The organism is Nonomuraea harbinensis (assembly GCF_019396385.1).
In the GTDB taxonomy this organism is placed as follows: Bacteria; Actinomycetota; Actinomycetes; order Streptosporangiales; family Streptosporangiaceae; genus Nonomuraea; species Nonomuraea ferruginea.
Genome location: NZ_JAHKRN010000004.1, coordinates 26,007 through 40,465, shown reverse-complemented (window position 1 = coordinate 40,465; position 14,459 = coordinate 26,007). Strand labels below are relative to the sequence as shown.

General features: G+C 73.2%; 10 protein-coding genes. 4 read left to right on the top strand and 6 right to left on the bottom strand.

Translation table 11 applies throughout. The features are described 5' to 3' along the window. Positions 1-29 precede the first annotated feature (29 nt). Genes KME79_RS05215 through KME79_RS05205 form a run of 3 tightly spaced genes read right to left on the bottom strand, consistent with a single transcriptional unit; the run spans position 30 to position 8,494 of the window. The gene (locus tag KME79_RS05215; RefSeq protein WP_219543514.1) at positions 30-6,902 is read right to left on the bottom strand and encodes a tetratricopeptide repeat protein; all 6,873 of its coding nucleotides are present in this window, start codon (positions 6,900-6,902) and stop codon (positions 30-32) included. A 41-nt stretch (positions 6,903-6,943) separates the two neighbouring features. After that, entirely contained in the window at positions 6,944-7,570 is a 627-nt protein-coding gene (locus tag KME79_RS05210) for a LysE family translocator (protein ID WP_219543513.1), read from the bottom strand. Positions 7,571-7,600: 30 nt separating this feature from the next. Continuing rightward, the gene (locus tag KME79_RS05205; RefSeq protein WP_219543512.1) at positions 7,601-8,494 is read right to left on the bottom strand and encodes a LysR family transcriptional regulator; all 894 of its coding nucleotides are present in this window, start codon (positions 8,492-8,494) and stop codon (positions 7,601-7,603) included. A gap of 103 nt (positions 8,495-8,597) precedes the next feature. Here KME79_RS05205 and KME79_RS05200 point away from each other — a divergent pair, with 103 nt between their 5' ends. Further along, positions 8,598-9,128 (top strand): cysteine dioxygenase family protein, encoded by a 531-nt coding sequence (locus tag KME79_RS05200; protein ID WP_148034143.1) that lies wholly within the window; start codon positions 8,598-8,600, stop codon positions 9,126-9,128. Here the strand turns inward: KME79_RS05200 and KME79_RS05195 are convergent. Both KME79_RS05195 and KME79_RS05190 read right to left on the bottom strand, forming a co-directional pair. Continuing rightward, positions 9,119-9,769, bottom strand: coding sequence for an alpha/beta fold hydrolase (locus KME79_RS05195; protein ID WP_219543685.1), 651 nt, complete (start codon positions 9,767-9,769; stop codon positions 9,119-9,121). The genes KME79_RS05200 and KME79_RS05195 overlap by 10 nt on opposite strands. Beyond that, positions 9,769-10,254 carry a pyridoxamine 5'-phosphate oxidase family protein gene (locus tag KME79_RS05190; protein ID WP_219543511.1) on the bottom strand — a complete coding sequence of 162 codons (486 nt, stop codon included), beginning with the start codon at positions 10,252-10,254 and terminating at the stop codon, positions 9,769-9,771. The genes KME79_RS05195 and KME79_RS05190 overlap by 1 nt, the downstream gene beginning before the upstream one ends. A gap of 67 nt (positions 10,255-10,321) precedes the next feature. On the opposite strand from KME79_RS05190, the gene KME79_RS05185 reads away from it, so the two are divergent. Together KME79_RS05185 and KME79_RS05180 are read left to right on the top strand one after the other, a co-directional pair. Continuing rightward, on the top strand, positions 10,322-10,948 hold the full coding sequence (locus tag KME79_RS05185) for a winged helix-turn-helix transcriptional regulator (protein WP_219543510.1): 627 nt from the start codon (positions 10,322-10,324) through the stop codon (positions 10,946-10,948). Between the two features lie 38 nt (positions 10,949-10,986). Continuing rightward, positions 10,987-11,487 carry a pyridoxamine 5'-phosphate oxidase family protein gene (locus KME79_RS05180; protein ID WP_219543509.1) on the top strand — a complete coding sequence of 167 codons (501 nt, stop codon included), beginning with the start codon at positions 10,987-10,989 and terminating at the stop codon, positions 11,485-11,487. Here the strand turns inward: KME79_RS05180 and KME79_RS05175 are convergent, their stop codons facing one another. Then, complete coding sequence (locus KME79_RS05175) at positions 11,488-12,828, bottom strand: M20/M25/M40 family metallo-hydrolase (RefSeq protein ID WP_148034138.1); 1,341 nt, start codon at positions 12,826-12,828, stop codon at positions 11,488-11,490. It lies immediately after the preceding gene. 233 nt (positions 12,829-13,061) lie between these two features. Here KME79_RS05175 and KME79_RS05170 point away from each other — a divergent pair, with 233 nt between their 5' ends. Beyond that, positions 13,062-14,447, top strand: coding sequence for an aspartate aminotransferase family protein (locus KME79_RS05170; RefSeq protein WP_219543508.1), 1,386 nt, complete (start codon positions 13,062-13,064; stop codon positions 14,445-14,447). The last annotated feature ends 12 nt before the right edge of the window (positions 14,448-14,459 follow it).

Here is a 14,459-nt window from a genome sequence, read left to right as displayed (position 1 = left end):
GCGCGGGCCCTGTGCTGGTCAACCACCGGTCAACGGGGCCGGAACCACCGAAGGTTGATGAGGTCGTGCTCCACCAGCGCGACCTCCCCGGCCCGCCCGGCCCGCTCGTTCAACCCCAGCCGCGCCCGCAGCACGTCCCGATGCATCTCGACCAACTCCTCGTCGTCATCGCCGTCGTCATCGCCGTCGTCATCGCCGTCGCCTTCGGCGTCGAGCAGCTCGCGCAGCCGCGCGTCCGCGGAGCGCAGCGCCGCGTCGGCGGCCTCGTCGCGCCCCAGCCGCAGTTCGCACAGGCCGAGCTGGTAGTGGGCGACCGCGCTCAGGTAGCCGTCCCGGATCACCCGCGTCCCCCGGTGCAGCACCGCGCTCGCCTCCGGCGCCCGGCCCGCCGCCAGCAGCGCGTCGCCCAGCATGAGCATCGCCCTGGCCAGATGGCCGCCCAGCACAGGGTTGCCCGGCGCGTACTGTTCCAGCGCCGTCACCGCCTCACGCAGCGGCGCCACCTCGTCCTCGTACCGCTCCTGCGACGACAGCGCCGCCGCCAGCGACAGGTTGGCGCCCGCCCGCCCGGCGTGCACGCTCTCGGCGCCCACCCCCGCCGCGATCAGCCCGTCGTACAGCTTGATCGCCTCACGAGCCCTGGCCTCCGCCCGCGGCCCGTCGTCCAGGTGCAGCATGGTGAGCAGCTCCGCGCTCTGCGCGAGCGAGTCCGCGAGCACCGCCCGGTACGTGAGATCGCCAGGAGCCCGCCTGGCGTCCACGATCAGCTCCTCCACCAGCGGAGCCGCCTCGCCCAGCGCGCCGCGCATCAGGTGGCAGCGGACCAGCCGCTGCTTGGCCAGCGCCTGCTTGAGCCGGGCCGCCGGGGACCCGGCGTACCCGTCGACGGCGAGCGCCGCGTACTCCACCGCCTCACCGGCCCGCCCGTCCGCCAGCATGTCGTCCACGATCACCACCGCCACCTCGGCCTCCGCCAGCCGCCGGGCAGCGGTACGGGGCAGCCGCCGGTACTGGTTGACCGCCTCCACGAGATGGGCGAGCGACTCCCGCTTCCTGCCCATCCGGCGCAGCACCAGCCCGCGCACCTCGTCCGCCCTGGCCCGCGCCGCCGGGTGGCCCTCCGGCAGCCGCTCCTGCTCGGCCACCGACCAGGCGACCGCCTCCAGCGCGGCCTGCGGCCGGTCCAGCGCGGCCAGCGCCGCACCCAGACACGAGTACGCCATGGCGGCGACACCGGGCTCGTCCAGCTCGTCGCACAGGTCGGCGGCCCGCTCCAGATGGGCCAGCGCCTCCACCGGACGGCGCCCGCCCAGCAGCGCGTCACCGTAGAGCGTCAGCGTCCTGGCCAGCGCCGCCTTCTCCGGCGTACCGGCCAGCAGGTGGGCGGCCTGCTCCAGGGTGGCGAGCACCGGGCGGGCCAGCTCGTGCTCGATCCCGGCCAGCGCGGCGAGCGCGACCCCCAGCCGCGCCCGGTGGCGGGCATCGGCCGCCGCCAGCCCCTGGAACACCCGCACCGCCGCCTCGGCCGCCGCCGCCTCGCCGGTCAGCGCCGCGTACCGTGCCAGGCAGTCGCCGAGCGACGCGTGCAGCTCCGGGCGGGCGCGGACCGGCACCTCGCGCGTGAACGCCTCGGCGAACGCGGTCATCGGCCCCAGCAGATCCACCTCGCCCGCCCCGTCCAGATGGTCGGCGAGGTCGTCCAGCAGAACCCGCAGCGCATCCGGGGGCGGCAACGGCCTGACCTCCAGCGCCCGCGCCAGGAACGGCGCCGGATCCTGCTGCATCTCACCGAGCGCCAGCAGGGCGAGCAGATGCGTGGCGGCCGGCTCCGGCGCGAGCGGCCCGTGGTCGTCCAGCAGCCCGGCGATCAGCGTGGTACCCCGCACCAGGTCCAGCCCTGCCCGCTCGTCGTCGTCCAACCGCACCCGGCACAGCCCCCGCAGTTGCAGACACGTCCCGGCCAGCAACCGCCTGGGCACCGTGGCCTCCTCCGGCAACGCCTCGACCGCCCCGCCGGCGGCCTCCAGCGCGCCGCCGAAGTCCCCCCGCGCGAACCGCGCCCCGGCCAGCAGTCGCAACGCGACAGCGCGCCCCAGCGGCTCCCGCACCAGCTCCGCCGCCCGCCCGGCCGCCTCCTCCGCCTCCTCCCACCGCTCCAGCCCGGTCCACGCACAGGCGACCAGCAGCACCCGCTCCGCCGCCCCCTCGTCCGCGTCCACTGCCGCCACCAGGTGCGGCAACGCCTCCTCGAACCGCCCCGCCCCCAGCAACCCTCGCCCCAGAGCCGCCTCGACCTTCCCCCACAACCGCACGTCATCCCCGCGCCGCCGGCGATCCTCGTCCTCTCCTCGCGCGCGAAGGCCCTCCTCCCACACCGGTCCCGGACGCGCGCGGTCACCCTGCGGCCGGGCGCTATCCCCCCGTTGCCCGAGCAGCAACTCGGCAGCCCGCGAGGCGAGCACCACCGCGTCCCGCGCCCGCCCGGCTCCCGCCCACACCCACGCCAGATGCGCCTGAGCGTCAGCGAGCGGGCAGACGTCCGTCCCCCCTCCCGCCACGAGAACCGCCAACGCCTCCTCGGCCCGCTCCACACTCTCCCCACCCCGCACCGCCACCCCAACCAGCGACAACCCCTCCACGAAGCGCCTGTCATAGGCCCCGCGAAGTGCAAATCCAAAGCCCTCTTCGGGCGTCCCGTGAGGTGTTGGTTCGGGGTTTTCGGCGGGTGTCCCGTGAGGTGTTGGTCTGGGGTTATCGGCGGATGTCCCGTGAAGTGTCGGCCCGAAGCCCTCTGCAGGTGTCGCGTGTCGTGCTTGTCGGAAGTCCTCCGCAGGTGGCGGGAGCGCAGGTTCGGCGGGTGGCAGGGCACGTCCCAGGAGCGCGCGCGAGCGGCGGACCCATCCCGCCACATCCCGCCGCAGTCGATCCTCGTCGCCCAGTTCCCGCAGCCACCCGGCCGCCGACTCGAACTGCGCCAGCCCGTCGGCGGGCCGATCCAGCTCCACCAGGCACATCCCGAGCAGCCGCCGGCATCCGGCCAGCAACCGGTCATGGCCGTCACCGAGCCCGTCGGCCACCCACACGGCCTCCCGCAGCGAGTCCAGCGCCTCCTCAGGCAACCGGCGGAGCAGCAGGTACTCGCCCAGGTCCCGCAGCCGCTCGGCCAGGTCCCGCCCGTGCCGCCCCGGTTCCAGGACGGCCAGCGCCCGCAGGTTCTCCACCGCCTCCCCGGCACTCCGCACCGCTGCCTGGAGATCCCCCCGTTCCCCGTGCACCCGCGACGCCAGCCCGGCCGCCCCGGCCAGCACCGCACGCAACCCCGGCTCCTCCGCCGCGATCCCGCGCAGCCGCACGACCGCCTCACCGGCGACCACCACGGCCGCCTCTCCCCGCCCTCGCCGGTCCAGCCGCGACCCCAGCCGGTCGAGCCGCCGGCACACCTCCAGATCGGTGACCGCCACCCCCCGCACGGCCTCGACGACCTCCACCGCCAGCCCGGCCCCCAGCCCGACCAGCCGCTCCTCGTCCAACTCATCCAGCGGCCCCAGCACCCCGCCCCCCACCAACGCCCACCACCCCTCACGGGAGCCAGGCGCGGACCGCCCCAACGACCCGTCACCCCCCGGATGCACCCCTCCATACGGCGAGGAACCATCCGACGAGCCCTCCCCACCCACGGGCGGTGTATCCTCCCGCACACCCAACGGCACACCAGCCCTTCGAGCACTCACGTACGGTGCGCCATCGTCCAGATACACCCCCGCAGCCCTCCCGTACGGCGGAGGGCCGCTCGGTGAGACACCTTCGCGCACCCCCGGAGTTCCGTCGTACGGCGGGGTACCGGTCGGGGCACCTTCACGAACCCCAGGAGCTCTGTCGTATGGCGAGGGACCGTTCGGTGGGGCGCCTTCACGTACCCCCGCAGCTTCTCCGTACGACGGGGTTTCGTAGGAAAGGCCGGGAGAGACCCCGGCCGGGTCGGGCAGTACGGAGAGGACCGCTTCCATGTCCCCGGCCAGCAGCACATCCCCGCCCGCGGCCAGGAACGCCGACACCGCCTCCCGCAGTCTCCCCGTCCCCGCCAGCGCGCAGGCCAGGTTGTACTGGGCCCGCTCCGCGTGCGCCGCGTACCGCGGATCCTCCTCCACCAGGATCCTGAACCGCGCCGCAGCCTCCCGCGCGGGCCTGACCGCGAGCTCCGGCACCCCCGACAACAGCAGGCACGCCGCCTGGTTGAACAGCGCCTCCGCCTGCCCCTCCGCCTGCTCGTACGGGGGAGCGGCCGCGAAGATCTCGGCCGCCTCACCCGCCGCGGCCACCGCCTCAGGCAGCCTCCCCGCCGCCGCCAGCCAGGCCGACGCCGTGGACAGCGCCGTGGCGACGTCGGCCCGCTTCCCGCCCCTGAGCCGCTCCACCAGCATCTCGGCCAGCGTCACCCTCAGCGCCCGCACCCCGGGATGCCCCGCCTGCCACGGCGGCAGCGCCGCCACCGCCCCGGCCACCTCCGGCTCATCCCGCAACAGCTGGAGCACCGCGTTGAGCCGGTCGCCGAGCTGCTCGCCCGGCCCCAAGGCGGCCTCGCACAACATCCTGTCCAGCCGGTGCACGACCAGCGACCGCAGCGCGACCCGTACCCGCCCGTGATCCGCGCAGACCCGCAGCACGTCGAGCATCCGCGCCAGGTGTGCCGCCGTCCGCCCCGGATGATCGTGTACGGCGGTCACCAGCGACTCCAGCCCCGCCGTCTCCTCCAACACCTGCCCGACCAGCACGTCAGGCACATCGATCACCAGCCCGCCGGACAGCCGCTGCCCATCAGAGGCAAGCCGCCCGCTGGAGAACCACTCACCTCGCACGTCGGGGACCCGGCTGCCCTGCGCGTCAGGGGTCTGCTGCTGGGCGAGCCGCTCGCTCTGTACGGCGGGAACCTGCTGTTCGGAGGGCCGCTCGTTCTGTACGGCGGAGGCCTGTTGCTCGGGGGGCCGCCCGCCCTGTACGTCGGGCACCCGCTGCTCGGAGGGCCGCCCACTCCGCACGTCGGGTGGGAACAGCCCCGCGACCCACGCCGCGACCTCGGCCCTCCGGTCCTCCTCCAGGCCGGGTACGACGGACAGCAGCGCCCGCAGTTCCCTCGGTGACGGCGCGAACAGCATGGCCACCGCCACCGCCGCGCCCGCCACGCCGTCGTCCGGCGCTCCCGGCGACGCCGACCACCGCTCGCGTTCGCGGTTCAGGAAGCGGTGGACCAGCTCGTTGCCTGGCCCCGCCTCATGGCCGCGCACCCGCATGAGGGCCGCCAGATGGACCCGCAGCGGGACCGCGTACAAGGGGTCGTCGAGCGGAAACGGGCGGATCCGGTCGAGTCCATCACCTGCCCCGGGCCGCGTGGCGAAGGCGCGGATGGCGGCGGCGGCGTGTCCTGCCCGCTCCGGAAGGGTCAGGGGGTGGTCCTCCAGGCGGACGGTCGCGCGGATGAGGCGCTTGAGACGGCCGCCGGCGGCGGTGTCCAGCCGACGCCACCAGGCGGCCGGAGGCGGGGCGGCACCCACGGAGGTACGGGCCACCAGCAGGAGACGGATAAGCGGGTTGTGCCGGTGGGCGGCCAGGCCGCGCACCAGCTCGGCCACCAGGGCGGCCGACGGCTCGGGGAAGTCGAGCACGAGCAGGGTGGGCCGCGGCGCGTCGAGCCGGACGGCTGGATCCGACAGCGGTCCCACGAGTGCCGTCGCCGGCAGGAGCCCGGCGTCCCACCCGGCCGCCGACAGCTCCGCGCACAGCTCCACCGCCAGCCTGCTCTTCCCGGACCCGCCCGGCCCGGTGATCAGCGCGGCCGACAGCGGCTCGGGCCCGGCGGCCCAGTTCCGCAGCGCCGTCAGCTCCGCCTTCCTGCCGACGAACGGCACCACCGCGTGCCGCGCCACCGGCAACGACCAGTCCGGGCAGTCCTCCGGAGGCTCTCCCGTGGCCGGTTCCAGCAGGTCGGGGAGCAGGACGACCCGCTCGTCCCCGGACACGTCCTCCAGCAGCCCCGACGCGGGAAGGGCGTCACCTTCCACCCACGCGCGAAAGGTGTCGTCCAGGAGCAGCGCCTCCACCGGTACGACATCCGCGTGCCCGTCCTCGTACCAGGAGACGACCACCCCCACGAGCTCACCCGTCGGCTCCGCCAAGAGGGCCGCGCCCGAGAAACCGAGCCTGAAGGCACCCGGCGGCGAGCCGGAGAACTCGACCCCCAGAGAAGCGGGCACCGTCCCCGCACCGGCGGCCGCCACCACCGAAACCAGCGGCTCGCCCCGCGAATCCACTCGGGCGAAACCCCGGACGACGCACCGCACCCCATCCCCGGTCACCCGCCCCCACCGAACCGGCCCCAAGGGCCCCTCCCAGGGCACCTCCGAAACGTCCGATCCCGACGGGTCCGGCGAGCCGGGATCCCCTCCGCGCCCGCCCGCTCCCCGTGCTGGGGACGGCCGGGCTGCGCCACCACTCCCTCCAGACGCCCCACCCACCGGAAGCCGGGACGAGCCGGGGTTCCGCCCGGACGGGGCCGGTGAGGGTGCCGGTGGGGCGGTGGGGACCTCAGGGATGTGGAGCAGGGCCGCGGCGAGAGGGCCGTGGCCGTGCCAGACAGGCTGGGCCCGGGTCCAGGGGCCGGTGCCGCGTACGTGGCAGGGGGCGGCGGGGTCGATCACCTGGGCGGAGGTCAGGATCAGGCCGGGGGCGACCACGTACCCGGAGCCGGTCACGCCCGTGAGGTCGTCGTGGCCGCAGTGCACCTGGACGACCCGCTCTGAGGCGACGCGTGCGGATCCGAAGTCGCGTGGTGGCCCGTCCATGGCGCCGTGTCCTGGAATGCCCTGCCCGGCGTCGATGTCGCCCCGGCTCAGGGAGAATTCCGCCACCCGCTCACTATCGCACTACGGCACCGAAATTTCCGGGCTTGTCAGGCCTTCTCACCTGTGAGCCAGGCCGCCAGCCCCAAGTAGACCAGCCCGCTGCCGATGTCGATCCGCCGCCGGGCCCGCACCGAGCGCCGCACGCGGGTGGCCAGCGCCGACGACAGCAGCGCGTACGTGCCGTCGGAGGCCATGCCGAGCGCCATCCAGAGCAGGCCGAGCACCAGCATCTGCGGCGCGACCGCCCCGGCCGCGGGGTCGGCGAACTGCGGCAGGAACGCCATGAAGAAGATCGCGGTCTTCGGGTTGAGCACGTTGACCACGAACCCCTCCCAGAACATCCGCCGCTTGGACTGCTCCGGCAGCTCGACCATCTCCTCAGCGCTTCCCCGGGCCAGCAGCTTGCGGAGCCCGAGCCAGACGAGGTAGGCGACGCCCGCGTACTTGACGATCGTGAAGGCGGTCGCCGACGCGGCGAGCAGGGCGCTGACGCCGAGGGCGGCGGCGACCACGTGGACCACCGACCCGGCGTGCACGCCGAGGACCGAGACCAGCCCCGCCGCCCGGCCCTGGGCGACGCTGCGCGTGACGATGAAGATCACCGCCGGGCCCGGCACGAGCAGAATCGCCAGGGTGGCCGCGCAGAAGAGGGCAAGTGTGGAGAGATCCGGCATGTCGTCATCCTATGGAGCCCGTCAACGGGGTTAAAGGCTGTCGCGCAGGGCCGCGACCAGCACCTCGGTGGCCGACGGGTGCGGCGGGTGGCCGTAGACGGCGGCGAACACGTGCCGGGTGGAGCCCGGGACGCGGCGCGCGGTCACGTCCGGATGGCGGTGCGCGCGCAGCGCGAGCGCCGGCAGCACGGTGACGCCTATCCCGGCGGCCACCAGCGCCTGCACGGCCACGATGTCGTCGCTGGTGAACGAGATCCGCGGCTCGAACCCCGCCTTGTCGCACAGGTCGAACAGATGGCTCCGGCACCGGTCACACCCGGCGATCCACGCCGCGTCCGTGAAAGCCCCCAGATCGGCCTCATCGGACTCCGGCGAACCGGCCTCCACGAATCCCGGCCCCGGGGTGATCAGGTAGCTCGGCTCGTCCCACAGGTGGATGAGCTGGAGCCCGGGAGCCTCCGGCGCCGTGTCGTCGTACCGGAACATGACCGCGACGTCCACCCGCCCGGCCCGCAGCAGCCGCAGCGCCTCCGGCGGCTCGGTCTCGGTGAGTTCGAGCCGCAGCCCCGGGTGCGACTTCCGCAGCAGGGCGGCCGCCTCGGGGATGAACGTGCCGAGCGCCGAGGGGAACGCCGCCAGCCGCACCCGCCCCGTCTGCAGCCCGACGTGCGCGGCCAGCTCCTCGGCGGCGGCGTCGAGCCGTCCGACGATGTCGCTCGCCCGCTCGGCCAGCAGCCTGCCGGCCTCGGTCAGCCGGATGCCGCGCCCGGCCCGCTGGATCAGCTTGGCGCCGGTCTCGGCCTCCAGCCGGGCGAGGTGGTGGCTGACGGACGGCTGCGCGTAGTGCAGCTCCCGGGCGGCCGCGGTGAGTGAGCCGGTACGGGCGACCGCGAGCAGGACGCGGAGCCGGGTGACATCCAGCATTCATCAATCGTATCTATAGGTCGGCTCGAATACTTCTGTTGGACCTATCGATGGTCGGCGCGAGACCGTAGGAAGAGGAAGCCGCACGACCTCGGGAGGATGCATGGACACCGTCACGACCGTACGGCCCGGCCTGGCCGAGCTGGTGGCGGGCGTCGGCGCGCTGACCGCGCGCCGCCTTCCCGCCCGCGACACCGCACTCGCCGTCGCGGACCTGATGCGCGACCGGCTGCCGAGCCTGGACATCCTGACCGCACAGGAGCGGCTGGGCTCGCCCGAGACGTACGTGTCATGGCCCCTGCACGCGCAGGACGACTTCTCGATCGTGGCCGTGGTCTGGCGCCCCGGCCAGGAGACCGCCATCCACGACCACATCTCGTGGTGCGCGTTCGCCGTGCTCAGCGGCAACGAGCACGAGACCCTCTACCGGGACGAGGGCGACCATCTGGTGGAGATCGGCCGCGCCGACAACCGGCCCGGCGACGTCAGCGGCTTCGCCCCGCCCGGCGACATCCACCTGGTGCGCAACACCAGCTCCGAGACGGGGGTGTCGATCCACGTGTACGGGGCCGACATCGGCAGGCTGGGCAGCAGCGTCCGCCGCGTGTACGAGCTGCCGGTCGTTCAGAGGTAGCCGGCGAGCCGGTCGGCCAGCTCCTCCGGCCGCGACAGCATGACGCTGTGGCTGCCGCCGATCTCGTCCGGTTCGATGCCCAGCCGCTCGCGCACCATCGGCCGGACGAACGCGGGCGGGAACCACCGGTCGTCGCGGCAGAGCAGGTAGCGGGTCGGCACGTCCGGCCACCTGTCCAGCGGCCACGGCTCCACGAGCGCCTTCTCGGCGTGCCCCCGCCCGTGCCGCAGCGCCTCGGCCGCGAGGTCGGCGGGCACGTCGTGCATGAACAGCGCGACCGGGTCGTCGATGTCCTTGTCGCCGAAACCGCTGTTCGCCCACCAGTCGGCGGGCGGCTCACCGGGCGCCGGCACCATGCCCGCCAGCAGCACCAGCAGGTCGGCCTTCGCCCGGTCGCAGACGATCGGGGCGACGAACCCGCCCCATGAGTGCGCCACGACGACGAGGCCGTCCAGGTGCCCGACGGCCTTCCGCACCTCGGCGATCACATGGTCGGCGTGGTCGGTGAGCCCGGCGTCCGGATCGTCCAGCGGCAGGTCCACGGCCACCGTGCGGTGCCCCCGCCCGCGCAGGCAGGTCTCCAGCGGGCGCCACGGCCAGGAAGTGCCGCCGCCCCCGTGGATCAGCGCGAACGTCGCCATCACGCCCCCGAGGGCATCTGGCCGGGCAGGCGGGTCTGGAAGTCCAGCACCCCGGCCCACGCAGGCCGGACGGCGATGCGGGCCATGCGGACTCCCGGCCGGTCGGCCTCGGCCACGTTCCTGGCGCCCTGCTCGGGGCCCGCGTAGCGGTGGTGGGCGAGCGCGTACTCCGGCACGATGCCGTCGACGTCGGTCACCTCGGCCCGGCCGCGGATGAGCAGCACCTCCGGCGGGGTGGCCGTGGTGTCGATGGTGATGGCGACCTCGGGCCTGGCCCGCAGCGCGTTGATCTTGACCGCGCCGGCGAACGTGGCCATGACGACCTCCTCGCCGTTCCAGTGGAACAGCGTCGGGTAGACGCGTGGCGTCCCGTCGGCGGCGACGTACGCCACCCGGGCGAGTTCCTTCGAGACGAGCAGCCTGCGTGCGGTCGGATGCTCCAATAGCCGGACATCTCCCTGTGGAAGGGTGTCCAGAGCGTTCATGTCATGGCTCCAATCACGTGTTGGTCCTAAACTAGGACTAACACGTACGAATTCGCAAGGATTTTCGATGCGAACCTACGACGACCCCTGCGGCGTCGCCCGTGCCCTCGATCACGTCGGGGAGCGGTGGGCGCTGCTGATCGTGCGCGAGCTGCTGCTGGGCCCCAAACGCTTCACCGACCTGCGCGCCGGCCTGCCCGGCGCGAGCCAGAACGTGCTCTCCCAGCGGCTGCGCGAGCTGGAGGAGTCCGGCGTGCTGCGCCGCCGCAAGCTGCCGCCGCCCGCCGCGAGCCGGGTGTACGAGCTGACGGAACGGGGGAGCGAGCTGGAGCCGGTGGTGCTGGCCCTGGCCCAGTGGGGCAGCCGGATGCCGCTCACCTCGACCGGGCCGCTGAGCGTCGACGCGCTCCTGTACGCCCTGAAGACGACATTCGACCCCGGGGCGGCGGACGGCTTCGAGGGCAGCGTCGAGCTGCGGCTCGGCGAGGAGAGCATCCTGGCGACGGTCTCGGCCGGGCAGCTCACCTTCGCCAGGGACGGCGCGGGAGGAGACGCCGTGCTGCGCGCCGACGCCGAGACGATCAGGAGCGTGGTGTTCGCCGGCCGGAACCTGGAAGAGTCCGAGGTGGAGGGGGACTGGCAGGTGGCCGAGCGGTTCGTCACGCTCTTCCCGCGCCCGCCGACGAATTTGTGACGTCCGCCGGGTCCACTCCTTGCGAAGGAGGAACCACCATGAACCCGATCACCGAGCTCGACGCCCGCTTCAGCGCCGGCGGCGCCGCCGCCACCACCTGGGAGGAGGCCGCCGAGCTGCTGGAACGCGCCGAGGTCTGGTGGCTGTCGACCGTACGCCGCGACGGCCGCCCGCACGTCACGCCCCTGCTGGCCGTCTGGCAGGACGGCGCGCTCCACTTCTGCACCGGCCCGGAGGAGCAGAAGGCCAGAAACCTGGAGGCCAACCGGCAGGTCGCGCTCACCACCGGCGCCAACACCCTGGGACAGGGCCTGGACCTGGTCGTGGAGGGCGTAGCCGAGCAGGTCACCGACGAGGGCGGGCTGAAGGCGCTGGCGGACGCCTGGGAGGCGAAGTACGGCCCCGACTGGCACTTCGACGTCCACGACGGGGCCTTCCACAACAGCGCGGGCGGGCGGGCCCTGGTGTTCGAGGTCGCCCCCGCGCGAGCCTTCGGCTTCCGCAAGGGCGACTACGCGCAGACCCGCTGGCGCTTCTGACTACGGCTGCGCCAGCTCCTGCAGGAAGAGCGCCTCGGTGGTCACCACCCGGCGCAGCTCCTCCAGGTCGACCCGCTCGTTCGGCGCGTGGCAGGCGGCGTCCTCGTCCTCGGCGCCGAACAGCAGGATCTCCGCCGCGGGGAACTGCTTGAGCAGCGTGTTGACCAGCGGGATCGAGCCGCCCGCCCCCACGTCGCGCGGCGGCCGGCCGAAGGCCCGCTCCATCGCCCTGTTGAGCGCGGCGCGCGCCGTGCCGCCCGAGTCGGCCTGGAAGCCCGAGCCGACCGTGAGGTCGCCGAATGACACCCGCACGCCCCACGGCGCCACCTGCTGCAGGAACTCCACCACCGCGTTGACCGTGGTCTTCGGGTCGCCCGCCGGCGGCACCCGCACCGTCACCCTGGCCCGCGCCACCGGCTGCACGGCGTTGACCGCACCCGAGACCGACGGCACGTCGAGCCCGGTCACGGTGATCGCGTACGAGGCCCACAGCCGGTCGGCCAGCGAGCCGGAGCCGACCAGCGACACGCCGTCGGCCACGCCCGCGGTCTTGCGGAACTCCTCCTCCGTCGGCCCCTGACCCAGGAAGCTGCCACGGGGCAGGCCGGGGACCCGGACGTCGCCGTTCTCGTCGTGCAGCGCGGCGCACATGCGCATCAGCGCCGCCAGCGCGTCAGGAGCGGCGCCGCCGAACGAGCCGCTGTGGAGCGGCTCGCGGAGCGTGCGCACCTCCATGGTGAAGGCCGCCATGCCGCGCAGCGAGGTCGTCACCGCCGGGTCGCCGACGCGCGGGTTGCCGGTGTCGGCCACCACCACCGCGTCGGCCCGCAGCAGGTCGGGGTTGCGCTCGACGAACGCCTCCAGCCGCTCGCCGGCGTATTCCTCCTGGCCCTCGATGATGACCTTGACGCCGACGGGGAAGCGGCCCTGGAAGACGCGGAGCGCGGCGACGTGCGACATGACGCCGGACTTGTCGTCGGCCACGCCGCGGCCGTACAGCTTGCCGTCGATCAGCGTGGGCTCGAACGGCGGCGTGCGCCAGGAGGCCGGGTCGCCCGCTGGCTGCACGTCGTAGTGGGCGTACAGCAGGACGGTCGGCGCGCCGGGCGGCGCGGGAGCCTCGGCGAACACGGCGGGGAAGCTGTTGTCGACCGGGACGCGCTGCACGCGCGGCAGGCCGGTGCTGCGCAGCAGCTCCTCCACCGCCGCCGCGGCGGCGTGCACGGGCTCCTCGGGGTGGCCGGGGAAGGCGACCGACGGGATGGCGGCCAGCCGCTTGAGCTCCTCGACGGTCTGCGGCATCGCAGCCGCAACGGCGCTCTCGATCTGCTCAGGAGTCACGGGACGGTCCCCCGGGGGTCTTCTCGGTGGTCGGGCGTTCCATTGGATCACACCGTCGCTCACAGCAGGTGAAAGGGTGTGACCACTGCGCCAGGGTACCTGCGGATTTCGTAGTTGTTACCGAAAAGTTCTGCGGATCTCGGTTCACGTCACTGGGGTAGCGACGCAATCCCTTGGCAAAGTGGCTGGTGAGGTTGCACACTGGTGTGCAGATCGAACGAGGGAAGATACACATGACGCAGCCGGAACACGACGTCCTGAAGGCCGCGCAGGACAACCTGTGGTTGCACTTCACCAGGCACAGCTCCTACCAGAAGTCCGAGGTGCCCACCATCGTCCGCGGTGAGGGCTCCTACATCTACGACATCCACGGCAAGCGCTACCTCGACGGTCTGGCGGGGCTCTTCGTCGTCCAGGTGGGCCACGGACGCGGCGAGCTGGCCGAGGCCGCCGCCAAGCAGGCGCAGGAGCTGGCGTTCTTCCCGCTCTGGTCGTACGCGCACCCCAAGGCCGCGGAGCTGGCCCAGCGCCTGGCGAGCCTGACGCCCGGCGACCTCAACCGCGTGTTCTTCACCACCAGCGGCAGCGAGGCCGTCGAGAGCGCGTGGAAGCTCGCCAAGCAGTACTACAAGCTCATCGGCAAGCCGCTCAAGCACAAGGTCATCAGCCGCCAGATCGCCTACCACGGCACCACGCAGGGCGCCCTGTCGATCACCGGCATCCCGGCGTTCAAGCAGATGTTCGAGCCGCTCGTGCCCGGTTCCGTGCGGGTGCCGAACACCAACCACTACCGCGCCGACGAGACCACCGGCGTCCCCGGCATGACGCCCGAGGAGTACGGCTACTGGGCGGCCGAGCGGGTGGCCCGCGCCATCGAGATGGAGGGCCCCGACACGGTGGCCGCCGTCTTCGCCGAGCCGGTGCAGAACGCCGGCGGCTGCTTCCCGCCGCCGCCCGGCTACTGGCAGCGGCTGCGCGAGATCTGCGACGAGTACGACGTGCTGCTCGTCTCCGACGAGGTCATCTGCGCCTTCGGCCGCCTCGGCACCATGTTCGGCGGCGAGAAGTTCGACTACGTCCCCGACATCATCACCTGCGCCAAGGGCATGACCAGCGGCTACTCGCCGATCGGCGCGATGATCGCGCACGACCGCCTGTTCGAGCCGTTCAAGAACGGCGACGAGATCTTCGCCCACGGCTACACCTTCGGCGGCCACCCCGTCTCGGCCGCCGTGGCGCTGGCCAACCTCGACATCTTCGAGCGCGAGGACCTGCTCGGCCACGTCACCAGGAACGAGCCGCTGTTCAGGGCTACGCTGGAGAGCCTGAAGGACGACCTGCCCATCGTCGGAGACGTCCGCGGCTCCGGCTACTTCTGGGGCATCGAGCTGGTCAAGGACCGTGACACCAAGGAGACGTTCAACGCCGAGGAGTCCGAGCGGCTGCTGCGCGGGTTCCTGTCGCAGGCGCTGTTCGACGCCGGCCTCTACTGCCGGGCCGACGACCGCGGCGACCCCGTCATCCAGCTCGCGCCGCCGTTGATCGCCGGGCCGCGGGAGTTCGAAGAGATCGGCGGAATTCTACGAAGTGTGCTGAAGGAGGCGTGGGCGCGCCTCTGATCGACAAAATAT

Coding starts and splice junctions, on each gene's coding strand:
- KME79_RS05205 (WP_219543512.1), bottom strand. CDS start 8,494: ATGCTGGATGTCACCCGGCTCCGCGTCCTGCTCGCGGTCGCCCGTACC.
- KME79_RS05170 (WP_219543508.1), top strand. CDS start 13,062: ATGACGCAGCCGGAACACGACGTCCTGAAGGCCGCGCAGGACAACCTG.
- KME79_RS05185 (WP_219543510.1), top strand. CDS start 10,322: ATGCGAACCTACGACGACCCCTGCGGCGTCGCCCGTGCCCTCGATCAC.
- KME79_RS05190 (WP_219543511.1), bottom strand. CDS start 10,254: ATGAACGCTCTGGACACCCTTCCACAGGGAGATGTCCGGCTATTGGAG.
- KME79_RS05180 (WP_219543509.1), top strand. CDS start 10,987: ATGAACCCGATCACCGAGCTCGACGCCCGCTTCAGCGCCGGCGGCGCC.
- KME79_RS05210 (WP_219543513.1), bottom strand. CDS start 7,570: ATGCCGGATCTCTCCACACTTGCCCTCTTCTGCGCGGCCACCCTGGCG.
- KME79_RS05200 (WP_148034143.1), top strand. CDS start 8,598: ATGGACACCGTCACGACCGTACGGCCCGGCCTGGCCGAGCTGGTGGCG.
- KME79_RS05195 (WP_219543685.1), bottom strand. CDS start 9,769: ATGGCGACGTTCGCGCTGATCCACGGGGGCGGCGGCACTTCCTGGCCG.